Raw genomic sequence first — 21,555 nt, 5'->3', positions numbered from 1 at the left:
GCGGTCGGGAGCGACCGTAGGATGGACGCGTGATCGACCTGACTCTGCTGCGTGAAGATCCCGAGCTCGTGAAGCGCTCCCAGATCGCTCGCGGGGAGTCGCCGGATTCGGTGGACGAGGCCCTCGCCGCCGACCGCGACCGCCGCGCCGCCATCACCGCCTTCGAAGAGCTGCGCGCCGCGCAGAACGCGCACGGCAAGCGCGTCGCGCAGGCCCCGAAAGACGAGAAGGCCGCTCTCGTCGCCGAGGCCAAGCAGCTCAGCGAGCAGGTCAAGGCCGCGCAGCACGCCGTGACCGCCGCCGAAGAGGCCGCCGAGGCCGCGCTGTCGAAGATCGAGAACATCGTGCTCGAGGGCGTGCCCGCGGGCGGTGAAGACGACTTCGTCACGCTCCGGACCCACGGCGAGGTCCCCTCCTACGACTTCGCGCCCCGCGATCACCTCGAGATCGGCGAGCTGCTCGGCGCGATCGACATGGAGCGCGGCACGAAGGTCTCGGGCAGCCGCTTCTATTTCCTCACCGGCATCGGCGCGCGCCTCGAGCTCGCGCTCATGACCCTCGCCCTCGACCGGGCGCTGCAGGCCGGCTTCACGCCCATGATCCCGCCGACGCTCGTGCGGCCCGAGGTCATGCGCGGCACCGGCTTCCTCGGCCAGCACGCCGACGAGGTGTACCACCTGCCCAAGGAGGACCTCTACCTCGTGGGCACGAGCGAGGTCCCCCTCGCCGGGTACCACATGGACGAGATCCTCGACCTCGAGCGCGGGGCGAAGCGCTACGCCGGGTGGTCCACGTGCTACCGCAGCGAGGCCGGCTCCTACGGCAAAGACACCCGTGGCATCATCCGCGTGCACCAGTTCAACAAGCTCGAGATGTTCGTCTACACCGACCCCGCGGATGCCGAGGCCGAGCACGACCGTCTGGTCGCCATGCAGGAGGGCATGCTGCAGGACCTCGGGCTGGCCTACCGCGTGATCGACGTCGCCGCGGGCGACCTCGGGTCGAGCGCCGCGCGCAAGTTCGACATCGAGGCCTGGGTCCCGACGCAGGACGCGTACCGCGAGCTCACGAGCACCTCGAACTGCACGACGTACCAGGCGCGGCGCCTCGACACCCGCTTCCGTCCCGCCGACGGCGGCAGGACGCAGCCGGTCGCGACCCTCAACGGCACCCTCGCCACCACCCGCTGGATCGTCGCGCTGCTCGAGACGCATCAGCGCGAAGACGGCTCGGTCACCGTGCCCGAGGTCCTCCGGCCCTACCTGGGCGGCCTCGAGGTCATGGAGCCGATCGCATGACCGACGAGGCCGCACTCCCCGCCACCGGCGCCGTCGAGAGCGCCCCGAAGCAGGAGGCGGCCGACATCGTCGCCGACCTGGCCGACGACGCCCGTGTCGAGCGCATGCTCATCGCGCTCGACATCGACGGCACCGTCCTGCTCGAAGACGACACGCTCAGCCCCGGTGTGGTCGACGCCGTCGCCCACGCGCAATCGGTCGGTCACGAGGTCATGCTCGCCACCGGTCGCAGCTGGGACAGCACCCACACGATCATGGAGCGCCTCGGCATCCGTCCCGAGTACGCAGTGTGCTCGAACGGCGCGATCGTGATGCGACGCGACGGCGATGGGGGCGACTACCGGCGCGCGCACGTCGAGACCTTCGACCCCTCCGAAGTGCTGACGCTGCTCGGCGAGCACCTGGCGGGTGCACACTTCCTCGTCGAGCTTCCCGACGGCAAGCGACTGTTCACCGACTACCTCGATGACTGGAATCTCGAGGGCGCCAACGAGGTGACCTTCGCGGAGCTGTCGGGTCAACCGGTGTGCCGCGTCGTCGTGGTGGCTCCCGAACAGACCGATCAGGACTTCCTGGAGCTGGTCGAGCGGATCGGACTGACTCAGGTGTCGTACGCGATCGGCTGGACAGCGTGGCTCGACATCGCCCCGAAGGGTGTCGACAAGTCCACGGCGCTCGAGCTCGTGCGCGGCTGGCTCGGCATCGCTCCCGAGCGCGTGCTGGTGATGGGCGACGGCCGCAACGACATCGAGATGATGCAGTGGGCGGTCCGCAACGGCGGTCGCGCGATCGCGATGCACCAGGGTCCGCCCGAGGTGCACGCCGCCGCGGGCGAGGTGGGGCTGTCGGTCACCGAGGGCGGCGTCGCCGCGATCCTCCGCGCGCTCTGACCCGCCGGTTCCGTCAGGAACCCCACGCCTCCCGCGCCGCCGCGCGCAGCGATCGGGCGTCCGCCCGATCCAACGCCCGGCAACCCCGCTGAGAGGCCGCCCGAGCGGCATCCCGGAACTCGTGCGCGTGAGCGGGAGCGGATGCCGCAAGCGAGGCGAGACACTTCTGCAGGCGCACCTGCACCTCCACGTCGGCTGCGCCGTCGCGCGCGAGCGGGCGGAAGGCGTCGTCGATGAGATCGCTCAGTCGCGTCGGGGTGACGAAGACGTGCTCGTGCACGACCTCGTCGTCGGGTCGCGTCGACAGGCCTCTCGTGAAGACCCGCTGCAGGGCGGCGATCACCTCGATCGCGGTCCCGGGGTCGTTCGTGGCCGCCGACAGGGCGCGACTGCCGATCTCGGTGAGGGCGATGACGCCGAACCGCGGATCCTGCTCGAACGTGCGGTGGTGCTCGATGCGGAACGCCCGGCGGATGCCGGCGCGCACGTCGTCGTCCGCGTCTCCCACGACCGCGGCCAGCGGCATCCGCGCATCGGCGATGCGACCGGCGGTCGCGCGCACGTGGATCTCGACCTCGTGCTGGGTCGCGATCCGGTCGAGCCCGGCCACGTCGACATGTGTGACGTATCCGACCTCGTCGGCGTGGACGGCCACAGCATCCGGGGGGACGGTGATGCCGCGTCGGGCGCCGAGGGTCGGTGCTTCCGCGTGCAGTTTGAGGGAGGTGGTGGCCGCCTTCTCCACGCGGTCGATCACGTCGGCCATGCGCCCGAAGGTGGCGAGGTGCGAGATCCAGCGCAGCAGCGTGAAGACGACGATGACGATGACGACGAGCGTCGCGACGAACAGGATGGTCCGCCCCTGGCGGCCGTAGTACCCCGTGGAGAGGGCGACGATCCCGACGAGCGAGAAGGCGAAGGCGCCGACGAACGTCGAGACGGCGTTCTGCGACGTGGGGTCGGCGATCAGCAGCTGCGTCGAGCGCGGGGTGGCGGTGGTGGTCGCCGACGAGAACGCGGTGACCATCGCGGTCACCGAGAAGGTGCTGGCCGTCAGCATCGCCGTGGCGATGATCTGCAGCAGCGAGTCCACCGCGCCGTCGGCGAGGTCGAAGCTGAACGAGAAGGGCAGAAGCGGGCCGACGAACCGGGCGGCCAGGGCCACGGCGATCGCGATCAGCGTGAACAGGGCCGCCCGCACCCACACCTGCCGCCCGAGGCGGAGGAAGAAGGATGCCAGGGTGCTGCGCGTCGAGGGGGCCATCTCGCCGACGATAGTCAGCCCGTTTCCCCTCCGCCCGGGGCTGGACGCGCCCTCGCGGACTCGTCGGTAGACTCGGGTCGTCCAGGAGGGTTGTCCGAGCGGCCGATGGACCTGGTCTTGAAAACCAGTGGGCAGCAATGTCCCGTGGGTTCGAATCCCACACCCTCCGCAACGAAGAACGGCGGGCCCCGCAGGGGTCCGCCGTTCTTCGTCATGACCGGCTGAGCGGGAGTCGAACGACGTTGGGCCCACGCCGCCGGAGGCTCCGCGCGTCGCGGAGCAGCGCGTGGAGGGGCGGTGGGGAGAATCCCACACCCTCCGCAACGAAGAACGGCGGGCCCCGCAGGGGTCCGCCGTTCTTCGTCATGACCGGCTGAGCGGGAGTCGAATGACGTCGGGCCCACGCTGAACGGGTGAAACGCCAGGTCTTCACGGCATTCACAGCCGCGGATCCCTAGTATTGCCACGACTTCCGGCTGCCGCGCCGGGGTCGACGTGCTGCCGGGCCGGTGGCATCCGTCGTGAAAGGACCCGAGTGAGCAAGACGAACACCCCGCGCGGTCAGAGGACCGTCGCCCGCCACGGGCGGCTCACCTCGCCCGGGCCGCTCGGCCAGCTGTTCCGCGGTCTCGCCATCGTGCTCGCCGTGCTCCTCGTCTCGGGTGGAACGGTGCTGGCGTACGCGGCGGTCGACCTGACCCGCAGCTTCACCGCCGACGCCGTCGAACTGAAGAACCAGCCGGCTGTTCCGCCCGACCTCGGAGAGCTCAAGGGCGGCGTGAACATGCTGCTCATCGGCACCGACGAGTGCGAGCCCGACTTCGCGCAGCTCTTCGGCGACCGGTGCACCGGAGCCGACTCGGAGGGCAGCCTCAACGACGTCAACATGCTCGTGCACATCTCCGATGCGCCGCGCCGCGTGACCGTCATCTCGTTCCCGCGCGACCTCATGGTGCCGATCCCCTCCTGCACCGACAAGGACGGCGTCGAGCACTCGGCGATGAGCAAGCAGCAGATCAACAGCGCTTACTCCTACGGCGGACTCTCGTGCGTCGTGCAGACGATCTCCGAGCTCAGCGGTCTCGAGATCCCCTTCGCGGCGAAGGTCAGCTTCGGCGGCGTCATCAACATCACGGATGCCATCGGCGGCGTCGACGTCTGCATCGCCAACGGCATCAAGGACCCCTACTCGGGCATCGACTGGCCCGCCGGAATGCGCACCGTGGTCGGTCTCGACGCCCTGCAGTTCCTGCGCACCCGTCACGGCGTCGGCGACGGCGGCGACCTCGGCCGCATCTCGAACCAGCAGCAGTACATGTCGCGCCTGGCGAACAAGCTCAAGAGCCAGGAAGTGCTCTCGAACCCGGCGACGCTGTACAAGCTGGCCTCGACCGCGCTGCGCAACGTCGATCCGTCGACGTCTCTGACCAACCCGCTGACGCTCGTGCAGATCGCCTCCGCGGTCAAGGACGTCCCCTTCAGCGAGATCGTCTTCATCCAGTACCCGACCTACACCGACCCGTACGACGCGAACCGCGTGGTCCCCGACAGCGAAGACGCCGACACCCTGTGGGCGGCCCTGGCCGCGAACCAGCCCCTGCAGCTGTCGGGCAACCTCAGCGACGGCAACGGCGTGATCGCGGAGGAGAACGCCACGCAGGCGCCGACCGACGCCGCGACTCAGGCGCCGTCCGACGCCCCGACCGCGAGCGCCGACCCGACCCCGACCCCCGGATCGACCTCCGGCACGGTCGTGCTCCCCGAGGGCATCGCGGGCCAGACCGCCGCACAGGCGACCTGCTCGAACGGCAACGTGCGTCAGTGACGCCCGGCCCCGCCGCCCGGCATCCGGACTTCGGTTTCGGATGCCGGGCGGCATCCGGTTAGTATTGACCGGTGTGCTCGCGCCGCAAGGCTCGATCACCTGGAGACGTCGCATAGTCAGGCCTAGTGCACCACCCTGCTAAGGTGGAGTCCCCGTAAGGGGACCGAGGGTTCAAATCCCTCCGTCTCCGCAGAAAAAGCCCCGGTTCGCCGGGGCTTTTCTCGTTCCCGGATGCCGTCGGCCGCGCCGACCGCCGGGTCCTACCCGCGCCGCAGCTCCATGGCGCTGAGTCCCGGCATCCCGAGCCAGGAACGACCGTCCGGGGCATCGACGACCGTGAGAAGCACCGCGTCGCAGGATCGGCACCGCACGACGGCGCCCATCGCGGAGGCGTAGACGGCGGCCGTGGCGAGCAGACCGCGGAGTCCGCAGTGCGTGCAGCGCACCTCGGAGCCGGTGGCATCCCACCCCAGAAGGTCGTCGAGGCGCCCGGCCAGGGCGTTGCCGTCGAGAAGGGCCATCACGAACCTCCGAACCTCTCCGTGCGGATGCGGGCGGGGTCGTGGCCTGCGTCGATGAGCCAGCCCGCGACGGCCTCGACGAACGGGGTGGGTCCGCACACGTAGACGCGGGGATTGTTCTGCGGCGGCGCCACCGCGGCAGCGAGGCGTTCCGGGGTGAGTCGGCCCGGCGGCACCTGCGCCCCGGGCGGCGCCTGGCGCGTGTAGACCATGTCGAGGGTGAGCCGCTCGCCCGCGAGGGCGTCGAGCTCGTCCGAGAAGAACACGTCGTCGGGGGAGCGGACCGAGTACAGCAACCGGAAGTCCGCCTCATCGCCGCTCGCCGCGTGAGCGGATGCCATCGCGAACAACGGCACCACCCCCGACCCTCCCGCGATGAGCTGCACCGGCGAGGGGTCGCCCGACGGCATCCACACGAAGAACGCCCCGAGCGGGCCGTGCACCTCGATCTGATCGCCGACGCGGAGGTCGTGCACGAGGAAGGGCGAGACCTCGCCGTCGGGCACTTCGTCGACGGCGAGCGTGATCCGCGGGCCCTCTCCCGACGACGCGATCGAGTACGACCTGCTCGCCTGATACCCGTCGGGCGCGGTCAGGCGCACGTCGAGGTGCGAGCCCGCGTCGTTGCCCGGCCAGGTCGGGACCTCGAGCTCGATCCGGCGAGCCGTCGAGGTTTCGGGCCGCGTGTCGGCGACGGTCGCGACGTGCCAGGATGCCGTGCGCCGGCTCACCCGTAGCGTTCCTCACGCCACGGGTCGCCGTGCAGGTGGTAGCCGTTCTGCTCCCAGAACCCGGGCTTGTCGGTCGGCATCGTGATGAGGCCCTGCACCCACTTCGCGCTCTTCCAGAAGTACAGGTGCGGAACGAGCAGGCGGGCGGGGCCGCCGTGTTCGGGCGTGAGGGGCGCTCCATCGGCCTCGAACGCGATCCAGCTCCTGCCGCCGAGGAGGTCGTCGAGGGCGACATTGGTCGTGTACCCGCCGAACGAGTGCACCATCACGTAGCGGTGGGCGGTGTCGACCTCGGCGAAGATCCGGTCGAGCGAGACGCCGCGCCACGGCATGTCGAGCTTGGTCCAGTGCGTGACGCAGTGGATGTCGACGGTGATGTCCTCCATGCCGAGGGCCTGCAGCTCGCCACGGGTCCAGCGGTGCGCGCCGTTCTCGGTGCCGACGGCGAACTCCCACTCGTCGTCGGCGATACGGGGAGTCGGCCCGGCCGACAGCACGGGCCAGTCGCCCACGAGCGTCTGGCCCGGAGGGAGGCGGGGATCGCGCTCCCGACGGCGGCCGCCGAAGCCTCGAGTGATGAATGACATGCGCTTCCCCCTGCCGATCCCGTGAGCATCACCCTAATGAGAGCCGACGCGTGTCGACAGGGGCAGGTGCCCGCCGCCCGTCATCGTGGGCACCCGCTAGTGTCGTCCCGCGGCGTGCACGCGTCGCATCCCTCACCCCCGGGAGATACGCACATGTCGGTCGGTCTGCTCGCCGTCGTCGATGACATCCTCAGCGCGGCGATGCGCGCGAGCGCGAAAACGGCCGGAGTCGTGATCGACGACGCGGCGGTGACGCCGCAGTACGTCCAGGGGCTCACTCCCGCCCGGGAGCTGCCCGTGGTGTGGAAGATCGCGCTCGGCAGCATCATCAACAAGTACGTGATCATCATCCCGATCGCGCTGCTGTTGACCGCCTTCGCGCCGTGGGTGCTGCCCTACCTGCTCATCATCGGCGGCTGCTTCCTCTGCTTCGAGGGTGCCGAGAAGGTGCTCGAGTGGTTCGGGGCGGGCCACGGCGAGCACGAATCCGACGAACCCCGCGACGAGAAGAAGCTCGTCCTCGGCGCGGTGCGCACCGACCTCATCCTCAGCACCGAGATCATGCTCATCGCCCTCTCCAGCCTCGACCCGGGCTTGAGCATCTGGATGACACTGGCCGCTCTTCTCGTGATAGGTCTGGCCATGACGCTCGTCGTCTACGGCGCCGTCGCGCTCCTGGTGAAGGTGGACGACATCGGGCTGCGGCTGATGAAGAGCCCCTCGCGTGCGGTTCGGCGCTTCGGGGTGCGGGTCGTGGCATCCATGCCCGCCGTCTTCCGCGTCATCAGCGTCATCGGCACCGTCGCGATGCTCTGGGTCGGCGGTCACCTCGTGCTGCAGAACCTTGAGGAGACGTTCTGGGCCGGCCCGTACGAGCTCGTCCACCTCGTCACGCACGCGATCGAGGCGGCGGGGCCGGTGATCGTGTGGATCGTGGAGACGGCGATGTCAGCGATCTTCGGGCTGGTGCTCGGCCTGATCATCGTCGGGATCGTCACGGGCGTCCAGCGCGTCGCACGCCGCGGTGAGCCGGCCGCGCACTGAGGCCAAGGCGTCACCGGTGCTCCGGCCCACGGCCGGACGCGAGGTCGCGCCCGCACCACGCGATGTCGCCGAGCACACCCGCCGCGGCGTATGACGTGGTGCGTTCGATCGGACGCCCCGTCCGCGGGGTGCGGGTCAGTCGAGCCGCGAGTGCTCGCCCAGACGGTGCCACGCGCGGTTGTGGTACACCAGTGCGGCTCCCGGCTCGCCCGGCTCGAGGTCGCGTTCGACATCGACCTGCAGGGCCTGAGCGGCGATGACGGTGGAGCCGCCGGCATCCATGCGGCTGACGATCTTGCAGCGCAGCCACGCCCGCACGCCGTGGTACACCGGCTCGCCCGTCGCCAGGCGCGACCAGGTCGAGGTGTCGGCGAAGCGATCGAGTCCGCTCGTGGCTCCGGCGCGGGCGAGGCCGATGTCTTCGGCGTCGAGCAGGTGCACCACGATCGTGTCGGCGGCGATGATCGTCGGCGTCGCCGATGACAGGGCCGACACCGAGAAGATCAGCAGCGGCGGGTCGGCGCTGACCGACGACACGCTCGACGCGGTGAGGGCGACGGGGCCGTTCTCGCCGTAGGCGGTGATGACCGCGATGCCGCCGGGGTGGCCGCGGAACGCGCGCTTGAAGTCGTCCGCCGAGACCGAGGTGCCGATGGCGGGCGTGCTCTCCGGGGTGCTGTGCGGAAGCGAAGTCATACCTACGACGGTAGGCGTTCGCGGGTGAACCGGCGCCGTCCGGCGCAACACGGGGAAACGCTCCTCTTCGAGAGGAACCTCCCGTCCTGGCATTTGTGAGGCTTCACATTTACCGATCCGTGATGTCAGAGGGCCTGATTCTACTTGACAGCGCCCTCAGTGTGAGCGCTAACATTCCCACACGGCTCACCCGAGGGGCTGCATCACATGAACCGGCATCGGAGCCGGCGAAACGAGGAGGTTTCATCATGAAGGCGAAGAAGATCATCACGGGGATCGCGCTGGTCGGAGCGATCGCGTTCACGGCGACCGGTTGCGCCGGTGGCGGCGGCAGCGCGGGTGGCGGCGGCGACGGCGTCATCACCGTCGGCTTCGCGCAGACCGGGTCGGAGAGCGGCTGGCGCAGCGCCAACACGGAGTCGATGAAGGAGGCGTTCAGCGAGGCCAACGGCTTCAACCTGATCTTCAACGCGGCCGACAACAAGCCGGAGGCGCAGATCGCCGCCGTGCGCAGCTTCATCAACCAGGGCGTCGACGCCATCGTGCTCGCCCCCATCGTCACCGACGGCTGGGACGACGTGCTGAAGGAGGCGAAGGATGCCAACATCCCCGTCATCCTCGAAGACCGCACCGTCTCGGCATCCGAGGATCTGTACGCGAGCTGGATCGGCCTCGACTTCGAGAAGGAGGGCGAGACCGCCGGCAAGTGGGTCGCCGACAACTTCGGATCGACCCCCACCAACATGGTCGTTCTCGAGGGGACGACCGGTTCGTCGGCGGCGACCGACCGGGCCACCGGCTTCGACTCGGCCATCAAGGGCACCGACATCACGGTCCTCGACTCGCAGACCGGCAACTTCACCCGCGCCGACGGCAAGACGGTCATGGAAGGCTTCCTGCAGAAGTACGGCTCGCAGATCAACCTGCTCTTCGCGCACAACGACGACATGGGTCTCGGTGCCCTCGAAGCCATCAAGGCCGCGGGCATGAAGCCCGGCACCGACATCAAGATCGTCACCATCGACGCGGTGAAGGACGGCATGACCGCCCTCTCCAACGGCGAGTTCAACTACATCGTCGAGTGCAACCCGCTGCTGGGGGAGAAGACCGCCGAGGTCGTGAAGAAGGTCGTCGCGGGGGAGTCCGTCGACAAGAGCTACATCGTCGAGGACCAGGCGTTCGACCAGGAGCAGGCCAAGAAGGTTCTCGACAGCCGCCCCTACTGATCGCGGCTCCGTTGCTGCCGACTCCCCTCGGCGGCACGGATCCCTCGCTGCAGATCCCTCCCCGCGTGCGGGGCCGGTCACACGGCCCCGCACGCTCCACCGCTCTTCAGAAAGCGATCGAGCATGACAAGCGAACGTGCCGCCGTCGTGGCCATGCGCGGCATCAGCATCCGATTCCCCGGGGTGAAGGCGCTCGACGGCGTCGACTTCACCCTCTATCCGGGAGAGGTGCACTCCCTCATGGGGGAGAACGGCGCCGGGAAGTCCACCCTCATCAAGGCCCTCACCGGTGTCTACGGCATCGACGAGGGATCCATCCGGGTCGACGGAGACGAGCGTCAATTCCGCTCGACCGCCGACGCCCAAGCCGCGGGCATCGCGACCGTCTACCAGGAGGTCAACCTCTGCCAGAACCTCACCGTGGGTGAGAACGTGATGCTCGGCGAGGAGGTGCGCCGGGCCGGAGTCGTCGACTGGCGGGCGACGCACACCGCCGCAGCGACCCACCTGGCCGAGCTCGGGGTGCACATCGACACCCGCTCGATCCTGGCCAGTCACTCCATCGCGGTTCAGCAGCTGGTCGCCATCAGCCGCGCGATGGTGGTCGACACCAAGGTGCTCGTGCTCGACGAGCCCACCTCCAGCCTCGACCGGGGCGAGGTCGAGCAACTGTTCGGCGTGATCCGCGACCTCCGCGACAAGGGCGTCGCGATCCTCTTCGTCTCGCACTTCCTCGACCAGATCTACGAGATCTCCGACCGCCTCACGGTGCTGCGCAACGGCACGCTCGTGGGGGAGTACCCCGTGAGCGAGCTCGGTCGCGAGCAACTCGTCGCCAAGATGATCGGCCGCGAGCTCGGAGAGCTGGATGCCATCTCGGCCAGCGCCGAACGATCGATCGACCGCTCGGGCGTCCCCGTGCTCCGCGCGAGCGGCCTCGGACGCAAGAACGCGCTCGAGCCCGTCGACCTCGACGTGTTCGGGGGCGAGATCGTCGGACTCGCGGGCCTGCTGGGATCCGGCCGTACGGAGCTCGCCCGCCTCCTCGCCGGCGCGGATCGCGCCGACGAGGGCACGATCGAGGTCGCGGGGACGCCGGCGCGCACCGGCTCGCCTCGGCACGCCCTCGACCGGGGCATCGCGTTCTCGTCGGAGGACCGACGCGCCGAGGGGATCGTGGGCGACCTCACGGTGGCCGAGAACATCATCCTCGGCGTCCAGGCCCGGCGCGGGCCGCTGCGCCGCATGAAGGCGGCCGAGAAGCAGGCGCTCGTCGACGAGTACATCACCGCCCTCGGCGTGCGGCCGGCCAACCCCGACGCGCTCATCCGCAACCTCTCCGGCGGCAACCAGCAGAAGGTGCTGCTGGCCCGCTGGCTGGCCACGGCCCCGGAGCTGCTGGTGCTCGACGAACCGACCCGCGGTATCGACGTCGGCGCCAAGGCCGACATCCAGCGCAAGGTCGCCGAGCTCGCCGAGAAGGGTCTCGCCGTCGTCTTCATCTCCTCCGAGCTCGAGGAGGTGCTGCGCATCGCGCAGCGCGTGGCCGTTCTGCGTGACCGTCGTAAGATCGGCGAGCTCGCCACCCTCGACGTCGACCTCGACGGCCTGGTGGCCTACATCGCCGACGGGCAGCCCGAGGGCGCCCCCGTCACCGTCCCCGAGACACCGTCGTCCGATCGGGAGAAGATCGCATGAAGAGATTCCTCACTCACCGCCTCGTCTGGCCGATCGCGGCGCTGATCGCCCTCATCGCGATCAACACGATCTCGCGGCCGTCCTTCCTCAGCGTCACCGTGCAGAACGGTCAGTTCTACGGCTCGCTCATCGACATCCTGCGCAACAGCGCGCCCCTGATGCTCGTCGCCCTCGGCATGACGCTGGTCATCGCCACCCGGGGCATCGACCTCTCGGTGGGCGCGATCATGGCGGTCTCCGGAGCGGTGGCGCTGACGATCATCGAGGCCGCCCCCGACTCCGGCAACCTCGGCGTCGTCTTCACCGCGATCGCCGCCGCCGTCGGCGTCGCCTTGCTGCTCGGCGTCTGGAACGGCTTCCTCGTGTCGGTGCTCGGCATCCAACCGATCATCGCCACCCTCGTGCTGATGCTCGCGGGCCGCGGCGTCGCCCTGCTCATCACGGGCGGGTTCATCACGACGATCAACAGCGACCCCTACAAGTTCATCGCGGGCGGGTACGTGCTGGGGCTGCCCTTCGCGTTCTTCGTGGCCCTCGCGGCGGTGGTCGTGGTGGGCGTGCTCGAACGGCGCACGGCGCTGGGCATGCTCACCGAGGCGGTGGGCATCAATCCCGAGGCCAGCCGCCTCGCGGGCGTGCGCTCGCGCGGCATCATCTGGGGCGCCTACATCGCCAGCGGCGCGCTCGCCGGGATGGCCGGCATCCTCTACAGCTCGAACATCATGGCCGCCGATGCGAACGCGGCCGGCCTCTACATCGAATTGGATGCCATCCTCGCCGTCGTCCTGGGCGGTACCTCGCTCGCGGGCGGCAAGTTCAGCATCGCGGGCACGGTCGTCGGCGTCTTCACCATCCAGACGCTCAAGAGCACGATCACCTTCCTGGGCGTGCCGCCCGCGGTCAGTCCGGTGTTCATGGCCGCGGCCGTGCTGGTGGTCGTACTGCTGCAGTCGCGACGCTTCCGCGCGTTCTTCCACACGGCCGGCCGCAGCGCCGTCCGCCCCCTGTCCCGTCGTCCCGATGCGAAGGTGCTGTCCTGATGGCCACTCTCACCGAAGAGCGCCGCGCGGCCACCGTGCCCGTGAGCCCCTACCGCCGTTTCCTCAGCCGCCACGTCTCGTGGGTGCCGGTGTTCGCGGCCGTCGTCATCCTCGTCGTCATGATCGCCGGGGCGATGTGGTGGTTCCCCAACTTCCAGCTGCCCCGCATCCTGTCGTCGATCCTCCTCGACAACGCCTATCTGCTCGTGCTCGCCGTGGGCATGACCTTCGTCATCCTGACCGGTGGCATCGACCTCTCGGTCGGCGCGGTCATGGCGTTCACCGGCATCCTGTGCGCGAAGATGCTGTCCGACGGGGTCCCGGTCGCCGTGGCCCTGCCCGCGATGGTCCTCATCGGCGCGGCGATCGGCCTGCTCATCGGGGTGCTCGTGCAGTTCTTCGACGTCCAGCCGTTCATCGCCTCGTTGATCGGCATGTTCCTCGCGCGCGGGCTGGCGTTCGTCGTGAGCCTCGAGTCGATCAAGGTCGACAACGAGGGATTGCTGTGGCTGCAGTCCACGCGCTTCTCGTTCGCGGGCTGGTACATCACGCCGACCGGGGTGATCGCGCTGCTCACCGTCGCGATCGCGGCCTTCGTGCTGCGCTACACGCGCTTCGGGCGGACCGTCTACGCGGTCGGCGGCAACGAGCAGTCGGCTCGGCTGATGGGGCTCCCGGTCGTGCGCGCCAAGCTGTCGGTCTACGTGATCAGCGGGGTGTGCGCCGGTCTCGCCGGCATCGTGCTGACCGCTTATTCGGGTGCGGGGTACCCCCTGAACGGCGTGGGGACGGAGCTCGACACCATCGCCGCGGTGGTCATCGGCGGCACGCTCCTCACGGGTGGCAGCGGCTTCGTCATCGGCTCGATGATCGGCGTGTTCGTCTACGGCCTCATCCGCACGATCATCTCGTTCTCCGGTGCCGAGCAGTCGTGGACGCGCATCACCGTCGGCGCGCTGCTGCTGCTGTTCGTCGTCGTCCAGCGCGTGATCGTCTCGCGCTCGGCGCTGCGGCGGTGACACGCTCTCGACGCGTTCGCACTCCCGCCCGGGCGCGGGCATGATGGAGCCCATGTCCGCCGTCGCTCCGCCCCTCCTCGAGGTGCGCGGAGCGACGGTGCGTTTCGGGGTCGAGAGCGCCCTCGCCGACGTCGACTTCCGCCTGCGGGCGGGCGAGGTGCACTCGCTCATGGGCGAGAACGGCGCCGGCAAGTCGACGCTGATCAAGGCGATCACCGGGGCCCTGCGACTGGACGACGGCGAGATCCTGCTCGACGGGCAGCGGATGCGCTTCTCCTCGCCCGCCGACGCGCAGGCGCGCGGGATCTCGACGGTGTACCAGGAGATCGACCTGCTGCCCAACCTCACCGTCGCCGAGAACATCTCGCTCGGGCGCGAGCCCCGCCGCTTCGGCGTGATCGACCACCGCGAGATGCGCGTGCGCGCCGAGAGGGCGCTCGAGGCGCTGGGCGTCGAGGTCGATCCCGCGTCGGTCCTCTCCTCTCATCCGCTGGCCGTGCAGCAACTCGTCGCCATCGCGCGCGCCGTGTCGACCGAGGTCAAGGTGCTCGTGCTCGACGAGCCCACCTCGAGCCTGGATGCCGACGAGGTCGCCGAGCTGTTCCGCGTCATCCGCGACCTCAAGGCGCAGGGGATCGCGATCGTCTTCGTCTCGCACTTCCTCGACCAGGTCTACGAGATCTGCGACCGGGTGACGGTGCTGCGCGGGGGGCGCCTGGTCGGCGAGTACGGGACGCGCGAGCTGCTGCGCATCGACCTCGTCGAGAAGATGCTCGGCGCCGCCGCCGACGCCCTCGCCCCGCTCGGGCAGCGCCTCGTGGAGCCCGCGGAGGGGCCGAGCGTCTTGAGCGCGCGGGGACTGGCATCCGGAACGCGTCTGCGCGAGGCCGACCTCGACATCGGCGAGGGGGAGGTGATCGGCGTCGCGGGGCTCCTCGGGTCGGGGCGCACCGAACTGGCGCGATCGATCACGGGCGTGGACCGTCCCGATGCCGGCGAGGTCGCGATCGACGGCGATCTCGTGCGCCTGGACACCCCCCGCGAGGCGATCCGCCGCCGCGTGGCCTACTCGTCGGAGAACAGACGCACGGAGGGCATCATCGGCGACCTCAGCGTGCTCGACAACATCACCCTCGCGCTGCAGGCGCAGCGGGGGATCTTCCATCGCCTGAGCACGGCCCGTCGGCGGGAGCTGGCGGTCAGCTGGGTCGAGGCGCTGCACATCCGTCCCGCCGACATCGATCGCCCCGTCTCGACGCTCTCGGGCGGCAACCAGCAGAAGGTCCTGCTCGCGCGGCTGCTCGCGCTCTCGCCGCGACTCATCGTGCTCGACGAGCCCACTCGCGGCATCGACGTGGGAGCCAAAGCCGAGATCCAGCGGCTGGTCGGCGAGCTCAGCGACAACGGCCTGTCGATCGTCTACATCTCGGCCGAACTCGACGAGGTGCTGCGGGTGGCCCACCTCGTCGCCGTCATGCGCGACGGGGTCCTCGCCCAGATCGTGCCGGCGACCGGCCTCACCTCCGATGCGCTGCTCGCCCTCGTCGCGGGCCACACCACCCCGGAAGGCGGCGGCGGTGGCTGACGACAAGGCCTCCCGCACCGCGAACATCTTCGACGTCGCCCGGCTCGCCGGGGTCTCGCACCAGACGGTGTCGCGCGTGCTCAACGACATGCCGAACGTGCGGCCGGCGACCAGGGCGCGCGTCGAGCAGGCCATCGCCCAACTGCGCTACAGTCCCTCACCCGCCGCCCGGGCCCTCGTCACCCGGCGGACGCGGACCATCGGGCTCGTCACCCCGGGAACGGTCGACTACGGGCCCTCGTCGATCGCGATGAACTTCAACTTCGCCGCCCGCGCCGCCCGCTACAACGTGGATGCCATCAGCTCCGCCCAGACCGATGTCGCCGAGGTGCGGATCGCGATCGACGGTCTGCTGAAGCAGCGGGTGGATGCCATCGTGCTCATCGTCATCGACGCCGAGGTGCTCGCCGCCGTGCAGGCCCTCGAACTCGACGTGCCCGTCGTCGCCGCGGCGGCGACCCCGCGACCCCACCCCCGGCTGGTGGCGATCGACCAGTATCGCGGCGCGCGCGCGGCCGTGCGGCACCTGCTGGAGTCGGGGTACACGACGGTGCGTCACATCGCGGGACCCGCGCGCAACCCCGACGCGATCGAACGACTGCGGGGGTGGCGTGAGGAGATCGCCTCCGCCCGGGCGCAGTCGACCCCGCCTCTGCACGGCGACTGGACGGCCGCAAGCGGCTATCGCATCGCCTCCGAGACCGACCTCGCCCCGGGTGAGGGGATCTTCGTCGCGAACGACCAGATGTCGATCGGCGTTCTGTCGGCGCTGCGGGAGCGCGGGCTGCGCGTACCCGACGACATCGGCGTGGTCGGGTTCGACGATATCCCCGAGGCGTCTTTCGTGTACCCCTCGCTCACGACGGTGCGGCAGGATTTCGCCGCCCTCGGCGAGATCCTCATGCAGAAGGTCCTGCTGATGGTCGAGGAGCCCGACACCGTCAGCGAGAGCACGCCTCTGCCGACCCGTCTCGTGGTGCGGGACTCCGCCCCGAGCCGTCCCTGACGGCCCTCGCCATCGCCGGCCCGCGGGCGAATTTCGGCGGAGATGTTGACGTCAACAGGAGTGTGAGCGCTAACATTCTGGCATCCGTCATCGACGACGGTGCATGCAATGTCGCATTCACGAGAGGACTCCCAGCCCCGTGCTCACGCTCCATAGGACGGCTTCCCCACGCCGTCGCCACTCCTGGACGCTCGCCGTCCCGGTTGTCGCCGCGCTCGTCGCGGCACCGATCGCCGTCCCCTCGATCGCCCTCGCGGCCGTCCCGTCCTCGGGGCTGGTGGTCTCCTACTCCCTCGACGAGACGTCCGGCACCGTGGCGCACGACACGTCCGGCAACGGTCGTGACGCTGCCTACGTCGGCGACCCGACCCTGAGCGGCGCCGACGGCGTGCGCCTCGACGGCGCCGACGACTACGTGCGCCTTCCCAACGACATCCTCAAGGGGCTCACCTCGGTCACGGTCAGCACCGACGTGATCGTGCGCCCCGAGCAGTCCGGCAGCTACTTCATCTGGGGCCTCGGAAACACCACGTCCTGGTACGGCAACGGCTACCTCTTCGCCACGGGCAACCCGGCGCGCACCGGCATCGCGAGCGGCAACTGGTCGACCGAGCAGGAGACCCGCGGGTCGAGCAACCTCGAGCGCGGCGTCTGGAAGACCCTGACCTACACGCTCGACGCCGACAGCAAGACCTCGCGCCTGTACCTCGACGGAACCCAGATCGCCGAGAACACCAACACGACCATCACCCCCGGTTCGATCGGCGGCGGCACGACCACGGCGAACTACCTCGGACGATCGAACTACACACCCGACAAGCGCCTGGCCGGGAGCCTTCGCGACTTCCGCGTGTACGACCACGCGCTGTCCGCCGACGAGGTCAAGGGGCTCGTGAAGACGCCCGAAGACACCGCGTCCGCCCAGGCGGCGCTCGACGCGCTCACGGTGACCAACATCGACGACGTGCGCGGCAACCTGACGCTGCCCGCCTCCTCGCAGGGTCTCGACGTCACCTGGTCGTCGGCCGACACCGACGTCATCACCGACGACGGCGACGTCACGCGGCCGGATGCCGATACGACCGTCGCGCTCACGGCATCCGTCACGAAGGGTGCCGTGACCCTCAAGAGAACGTTCTCGGCTGCCGTCCGCAAGTCCGCCGACATCGGGCCGTTCGCGGGGTACACGTTCGCCTACTTCACGGGCAACTCCGTCGCCGGGGAGAACATCTACTTCGCGGCCAGCAACGGCAACAACGCCCTGTCGTGGACCGAGCTGAACAACGGACAGGCCAAGCTCACCTCGACGTACGGGGAGAAGGGTCTGCGCGACCCGTTCCTCATCCGCTCTCCCGAGGGCGACACGTTCTACCTCATCGCGACCGACCTCTCGATCGGCCGCAACGGGGACTGGGATCGCGCGCAGCGACAGGGTTCGAAGTACATCGAGGTGTGGGAGTCGCACGACCTGATCACGTGGAGCGACCAGCGTCACGTGAAGGTCTCGCCCGACACCGCGGGCAACACCTGGGCCCCCGAGGCCTACTGGGACGACTCGCTCGGCGAGTACGTCGTGTTCTGGGCGTCGAAGATCTACCCGACCGACGACCCCGACCACACCTCGAACGTGGCCAACAGCATGCTGTACGCCACCACGCGCGACTTCGTCACCTTCAGTGACACGAAGGTCTGGCAGGGCGGCACGTCGCGCATCGACTCGACCGTGATCAAGGCGAACGGCGTCTACCAGCGCTTCACGAAGGACGAGGGCGGCGTCACGGGCTGTACCGACATCATCCAGGAGAGCTCGCCCGTGCTGACCGCACCGCTGGACAAGTGGTCACCCGTCACCACGTGCATCGGTAAGAACGCCGGCACCGGAGCGGTCGAGGGGCCGAGCATCTTCACGTCCAACCCGGGCGACGTCAACGGCGACAAGTACTACCTGTTCGTCGACGAGTACGGCGGCCGTGGGTACATCCCGCTCGCGACGTCCGACATCGCCCACCCCGACTGGAAGGTGCCGGCGAGCTACCGCCTTCCCGCCAGCCCGCGCCACGGCACGGTCATGCCCGTCACGGCCGGCGAACTGGCCGCCCTGCGCGCGAACCTGCCGCAGCCTCTCGAGGCGAACGACCAGGGGCAGCTGCTCAGCTACGACTTCACCGACGGTTCGGGCAGCACGCTGCACGACCGCTCGGGTGCGGGTCGTGACGCGCAGATCACGGGCAATGCCGCGTGGAGCAATGGCGCGCTGACGCTCGACGGCGTCGACGACTACATCGACCTCCCCGACAACGTGCTCGCGGGCGTGAACGATTTCACCGTCACCGCACAGGTGCGGGTGGACGCGGCGCAGCGCAATCCGTACTTCCTGTACGGCCTCGGCAACACCGGCGGGAACGGAGCCGGCAACGGCTACCTGTTCGCCACCGGCAACAGCGTGTATCGGGCCGCTCTGTCCACCGGCAACTGGAGCGGGGAGCAGGAGGCCACGTCCACCGCGGCTCTCCCGCGCGACCGCTGGGTCACGCTGGCCTACACGCTGAGCGGGTCGACGGCACGGTTGTACCTCGATGGTCAGCAGGTCGCGGTGAACACCAACGTCACCGTCCGACCCGGCGACATCGGCGGCGGCAGCACGCTGGCCAACTACATCGGCAAATCGGTCTACACGAACGACAACCTGCTGAAGGGACAGTTGCGCGAGTTCTCGCTGTACGACCGCGCGTTGTCGGCATCAGAGGTTGCGGCGCAGACCCCTACGCCCACGCCCACGCCCACGCCCACGCCTACGCCTACGCCGACGGCCACGCCCACGCCGACGGCCACGCCCACGCCGACCGCGACGCCGACGGCCACGCCGACGGCCACGCCGACCGCGACGCCGACCGCGACGCCGACGGCCACGCCCACGCCGACCGCGACGCCCACGGCCACGCCTAGTGCTACGCCGACGGCTACGCCGGACGGGACACCGGGTCCGTCGGCATCCGCCACGAGCACCCCGGATGCCAGCCCCTCGGTGTCCGTCTCGACCACCACGGTCGAGCGCGGGGGGATCGTGCGCGTGACCGTCACGGGTCTCGCCGCGGGTGAGCAGGTCACCGCGGAGCTGCGCAGCGACCCGATCCGCATCGCCGGCATCCCCGCCGCCGACGCGGCCGGCCGCGTCACGTTCGACGTGCAGATCCCCGGCGATCTCGCCGCGGGCAGCCACACGATCGTGGTCTTCGGGGCCGACGGCTCGGTGATCCGCAGCGTGCCGATCACCGTGGTCGCCGCGGGGCAGCTCGCCGCGACGGGCGCGCAGGCGCCCCTGGGTGCGGGTCTGCTCGCCGCGTTCCTGCTGGTCGCCGGTGGGGTGGTGTGGGCGATGCGTCGCCCGCGCCGCACCGACGCCTGATCCGCTGAACGAGAAGGGACCCGGATGCCGTGGCATCCGGGTCCCTTTCTCCGTCTTCGCCGGTGCGCGAGTCGCCAGAATCTGTCGCTTCCGGCCCTCCGGTGGCGACGAATCCTGGCGACTCGCGCGCGTCTGCCGCGATCAGCCGAGCAGCGGCACCGCCCCCACGAGCACGCCGACGGCGAGCATCACGAGGGAGACGACGGTCGCGCGCCACAGCACCTTCTTGTGGTGGTCGCCGAGGTTGACGCCCGCGAGCGAGACGAGCAGCAGGATCGCCGGAACCAGCGGGCTCTGCAGGTGCACGGGCTGACCGGTGATCGAGGCGCGGGCCATCTCGACCGGCGCGATGCCGTAGTTCGCGGCGCTCTCGGCGAGCACCGGGAGGATGCCGAAGTAGAACGCGTCGTTCGACATGAAGAACGTGAACGGGATCGACAGCACACCCGTGATGACGGCGAGGAACGGGCCCATCGACGAGGGGATCACCTGGGTGATCCAGTCGGCCATCGCGGTGACCATGCCCGTGCCGTTGAGCACGCCCACCAGCACGCCGGCGGCGAGGACCATCGACACGACACCGACGATGCTCGGTGCGTGCGCGACGATCTCGTCGGCCTGACCGCGCAGCTTCGGGAAGTTGACGATGAGGGCGATCGCCGCGCCGACCATGAACACGAACGCGAGCGGGAAGAGGTCCATCACCAGCAGCACCATGACCGCGACGGTCAGTGCGAGGTTGAACCAGATGAGCTTCGGGCGCAGCGTTGCGCGGTTGGGGTCGAGCATCGTGTCGGCCATCGCGGTGTCGGCGGCCTCGACGAGCTGCGGCGCGGCGACGCCGCCCTGCCCACCGCGCACGGTGACGATGTTGCCCGTGCGCAGCGACGCGAGGGCGCCGGGCTTGTGCTCCGCGCCGCGGAAGATCTTCGGTGCGCCCAGGCGGCCGAAGCCCCCGGGGCCGTCGATCTTGGAGGTGTCGACCGAGCCCGCGAGACGCTTGCGCTCGCTGAGACCGAGGAACCACGCGAACGCGAGGGCGACGACCAGGCCCGCGAGCAGCGAGGGCAGCATCGGCACGAACACGTCCGTGGGCTGCAGGCCCAGTGCGGTCGCCGCGCGGACGGTCGGGCCGCCCCACGGGACGATGTTCAGCGTGCCGTTCATCAGGCCCGCGACACAGGTGAGCACGACGGGGCTCATGCCCAGACGCAGGTAGAGCGGCAGCATCGCCGAGGTGGTGATGATGAAGGTGGTCGAGCCGTCGCCGTCGAGCGAGACGGCGCCGGCGAGGATCGCCGTGCCGAGCACGATCTTCGCCGGGTCGTCGCCCAGGAAGCGCGTGATCACGCGGATGAGCGGATCGAAGAGGCCGACGTCGATCATGATGCCGAAGTACATGATCGCGAACAGCAGCAGGGCGGCGGTGGGTGCCATCTTGCCGATCGCGTCGATCACCATGTCGCCGAGACCGAAACCGGCGCCGGCGATCAGGCCGAACACGGTCGGCACGATGATGAGGGCGACCATCGGGGTCATCCGGCGCGTCATGATCAGCGCCATGAAGGACAGCACCATGAGGAAGCCGAGGGCGACGAGCACGCCGTCGGCGGGTGTGTAGGCCACCGCGTACTCTTCGGCCTCAGCCGCAAGGATCAGGGGGGTCATCGCGACTCCTTCGTCGTGGACATCGGCGCCTGGTGCGCCAGCGATCTGCCG

The 21,555-nt window shown here is 69.6% G+C and carries 17 protein-coding genes and 2 tRNA genes; 13 read left to right on the top strand and 6 right to left on the bottom strand.

Features of this window, described 5'->3' with window-relative positions; genetic code table 11:
* Positions 1 to 29: 29 nt before the first annotated feature.
* Positions 30 to 1,298, top strand: coding sequence for a serine--tRNA ligase (serS, locus tag Q0818_RS13600; protein WP_298875899.1), 1,269 nt, complete (start codon positions 30 to 32; stop codon positions 1,296 to 1,298).
* Positions 1,295 to 2,188: an HAD family hydrolase gene (locus tag Q0818_RS13595; protein ID WP_298875896.1), complete on the top strand. Its 894-nt coding sequence runs from the start codon at positions 1,295 to 1,297 to the stop codon at positions 2,186 to 2,188. The genes serS and Q0818_RS13595 overlap by 4 nt, the downstream gene beginning before the upstream one ends.
* A gap of 13 nt (positions 2,189 to 2,201) precedes the next feature.
* On the opposite strand, the gene Q0818_RS13590 is transcribed toward Q0818_RS13595, so the two are convergent.
* The gene (locus tag Q0818_RS13590) at positions 2,202 to 3,452 is read right to left on the bottom strand and encodes a DUF2254 domain-containing protein (protein ID WP_298875893.1); all 1,251 of its coding nucleotides are present in this window, start codon (positions 3,450 to 3,452) and stop codon (positions 2,202 to 2,204) included.
* Between the two features lie 84 nt (positions 3,453 to 3,536).
* On the opposite strand from Q0818_RS13590, the gene Q0818_RS13585 reads away from it, so the two are divergent.
* The 3 genes from Q0818_RS13585 to Q0818_RS13575 all read left to right on the top strand — a co-directional run bounded on the left by Q0818_RS13585 (position 3,537) and on the right by Q0818_RS13575 (position 5,467).
* Positions 3,537 to 3,621 (top strand) — tRNA-Ser (locus tag Q0818_RS13585).
* A gap of 366 nt (positions 3,622 to 3,987) precedes the next feature.
* Positions 3,988 to 5,277 carry an LCP family protein gene (locus Q0818_RS13580; RefSeq protein ID WP_298875890.1) on the top strand — a complete coding sequence of 430 codons (1,290 nt, stop codon included), beginning with the start codon at positions 3,988 to 3,990 and terminating at the stop codon, positions 5,275 to 5,277.
* Positions 5,278 to 5,378: 101 nt separating this feature from the next.
* Positions 5,379 to 5,467 (top strand) — tRNA-Ser (locus Q0818_RS13575).
* A gap of 70 nt (positions 5,468 to 5,537) precedes the next feature.
* On the opposite strand, the gene Q0818_RS13570 is transcribed toward Q0818_RS13575, so the two are convergent.
* Genes Q0818_RS13570 through Q0818_RS13560 form a run of 3 tightly spaced genes read right to left on the bottom strand, consistent with a single transcriptional unit; the run spans position 5,538 to position 7,116 of the window.
* Positions 5,538 to 5,798: a DUF6510 family protein gene (locus Q0818_RS13570; protein WP_298875887.1), complete on the bottom strand. Its 261-nt coding sequence runs from the start codon at positions 5,796 to 5,798 to the stop codon at positions 5,538 to 5,540.
* Complete coding sequence (locus Q0818_RS13565; protein WP_298875885.1) at positions 5,798 to 6,529, bottom strand: ferredoxin reductase; 732 nt, start codon at positions 6,527 to 6,529, stop codon at positions 5,798 to 5,800. The genes Q0818_RS13570 and Q0818_RS13565 overlap by 1 nt, the downstream gene beginning before the upstream one ends.
* Positions 6,526 to 7,116 carry a molybdopterin-dependent oxidoreductase gene (locus tag Q0818_RS13560; protein WP_298875883.1) on the bottom strand — a complete coding sequence of 197 codons (591 nt, stop codon included), beginning with the start codon at positions 7,114 to 7,116 and terminating at the stop codon, positions 6,526 to 6,528. Before Q0818_RS13560 ends, Q0818_RS13565 begins: the two co-directional genes overlap by 4 nt.
* Positions 7,117 to 7,269: 153 nt before the next feature.
* On the opposite strand from Q0818_RS13560, the gene Q0818_RS13555 reads away from it, so the two are divergent.
* A complete protein-coding gene (locus Q0818_RS13555) occupies positions 7,270 to 8,160 on the top strand; it encodes a DUF808 domain-containing protein (RefSeq protein ID WP_298875880.1) in 891 nt (296 codons plus the stop codon).
* Between the two features lie 135 nt (positions 8,161 to 8,295).
* Here the strand turns inward: Q0818_RS13555 and Q0818_RS13550 are convergent, their stop codons facing one another.
* Positions 8,296 to 8,856, bottom strand: a complete 561-nt coding sequence (locus Q0818_RS13550; RefSeq protein WP_298875877.1) for a flavin reductase family protein — start codon at positions 8,854 to 8,856, stop codon at positions 8,296 to 8,298.
* 248 nt (positions 8,857 to 9,104) lie between these two features.
* Between Q0818_RS13550 and Q0818_RS13545 the strand changes: the two genes are divergently transcribed.
* From Q0818_RS13545 to Q0818_RS13515, 7 genes are all read left to right on the top strand, one after another.
* Positions 9,105 to 10,082 (top strand): ABC transporter substrate-binding protein, encoded by a 978-nt coding sequence (locus Q0818_RS13545; protein ID WP_298875874.1) that lies wholly within the window; start codon positions 9,105 to 9,107, stop codon positions 10,080 to 10,082.
* 123 nt (positions 10,083 to 10,205) lie between these two features.
* Positions 10,206 to 11,780, top strand: a complete 1,575-nt coding sequence (locus Q0818_RS13540) for a sugar ABC transporter ATP-binding protein (protein WP_298875871.1) — start codon at positions 10,206 to 10,208, stop codon at positions 11,778 to 11,780.
* Positions 11,777 to 12,820 (top strand): ABC transporter permease, encoded by a 1,044-nt coding sequence (locus Q0818_RS13535; RefSeq protein WP_298875868.1) that lies wholly within the window; start codon positions 11,777 to 11,779, stop codon positions 12,818 to 12,820. Before Q0818_RS13540 ends, Q0818_RS13535 begins: the two co-directional genes overlap by 4 nt.
* A complete protein-coding gene (locus tag Q0818_RS13530) occupies positions 12,820 to 13,839 on the top strand; it encodes a sugar ABC transporter permease YjfF (RefSeq protein WP_298875866.1) in 1,020 nt (339 codons plus the stop codon). The genes Q0818_RS13535 and Q0818_RS13530 overlap by 1 nt, the downstream gene beginning before the upstream one ends.
* Before the next feature lie 52 nt (positions 13,840 to 13,891).
* A complete protein-coding gene (locus tag Q0818_RS13525) occupies positions 13,892 to 15,424 on the top strand; it encodes a sugar ABC transporter ATP-binding protein (protein WP_298875862.1) in 1,533 nt (510 codons plus the stop codon).
* Positions 15,417 to 16,430 (top strand): LacI family DNA-binding transcriptional regulator, encoded by a 1,014-nt coding sequence (locus Q0818_RS13520; RefSeq protein WP_298875859.1) that lies wholly within the window; start codon positions 15,417 to 15,419, stop codon positions 16,428 to 16,430. Before Q0818_RS13525 ends, Q0818_RS13520 begins: the two co-directional genes overlap by 8 nt.
* Positions 16,431 to 16,569: 139 nt before the next feature.
* Positions 16,570 to 19,836, top strand: a complete 3,267-nt coding sequence (locus tag Q0818_RS13515) for a LamG-like jellyroll fold domain-containing protein (RefSeq protein WP_298875857.1) — start codon at positions 16,570 to 16,572, stop codon at positions 19,834 to 19,836.
* A 141-nt stretch (positions 19,837 to 19,977) separates the two neighbouring features.
* On the opposite strand, the gene Q0818_RS13510 is transcribed toward Q0818_RS13515, so the two are convergent.
* The gene (locus Q0818_RS13510) at positions 19,978 to 21,504 is read right to left on the bottom strand and encodes a CitMHS family transporter (protein ID WP_298875854.1); all 1,527 of its coding nucleotides are present in this window, start codon (positions 21,502 to 21,504) and stop codon (positions 19,978 to 19,980) included.
* Positions 21,505 to 21,555 lie beyond the last annotated feature (51 nt).

The sequence above is a fragment of the uncultured Microbacterium sp. genome, assembly GCF_947489255.1.
GTDB classification, from domain to species: Bacteria; Actinomycetota; Actinomycetes; order Actinomycetales; family Microbacteriaceae; genus Microbacterium; species Microbacterium phycohabitans.
The sequence above is the reverse complement of the archived record's forward strand: the minus strand, read 5'-3'. Positions and strand labels throughout refer to the sequence as shown.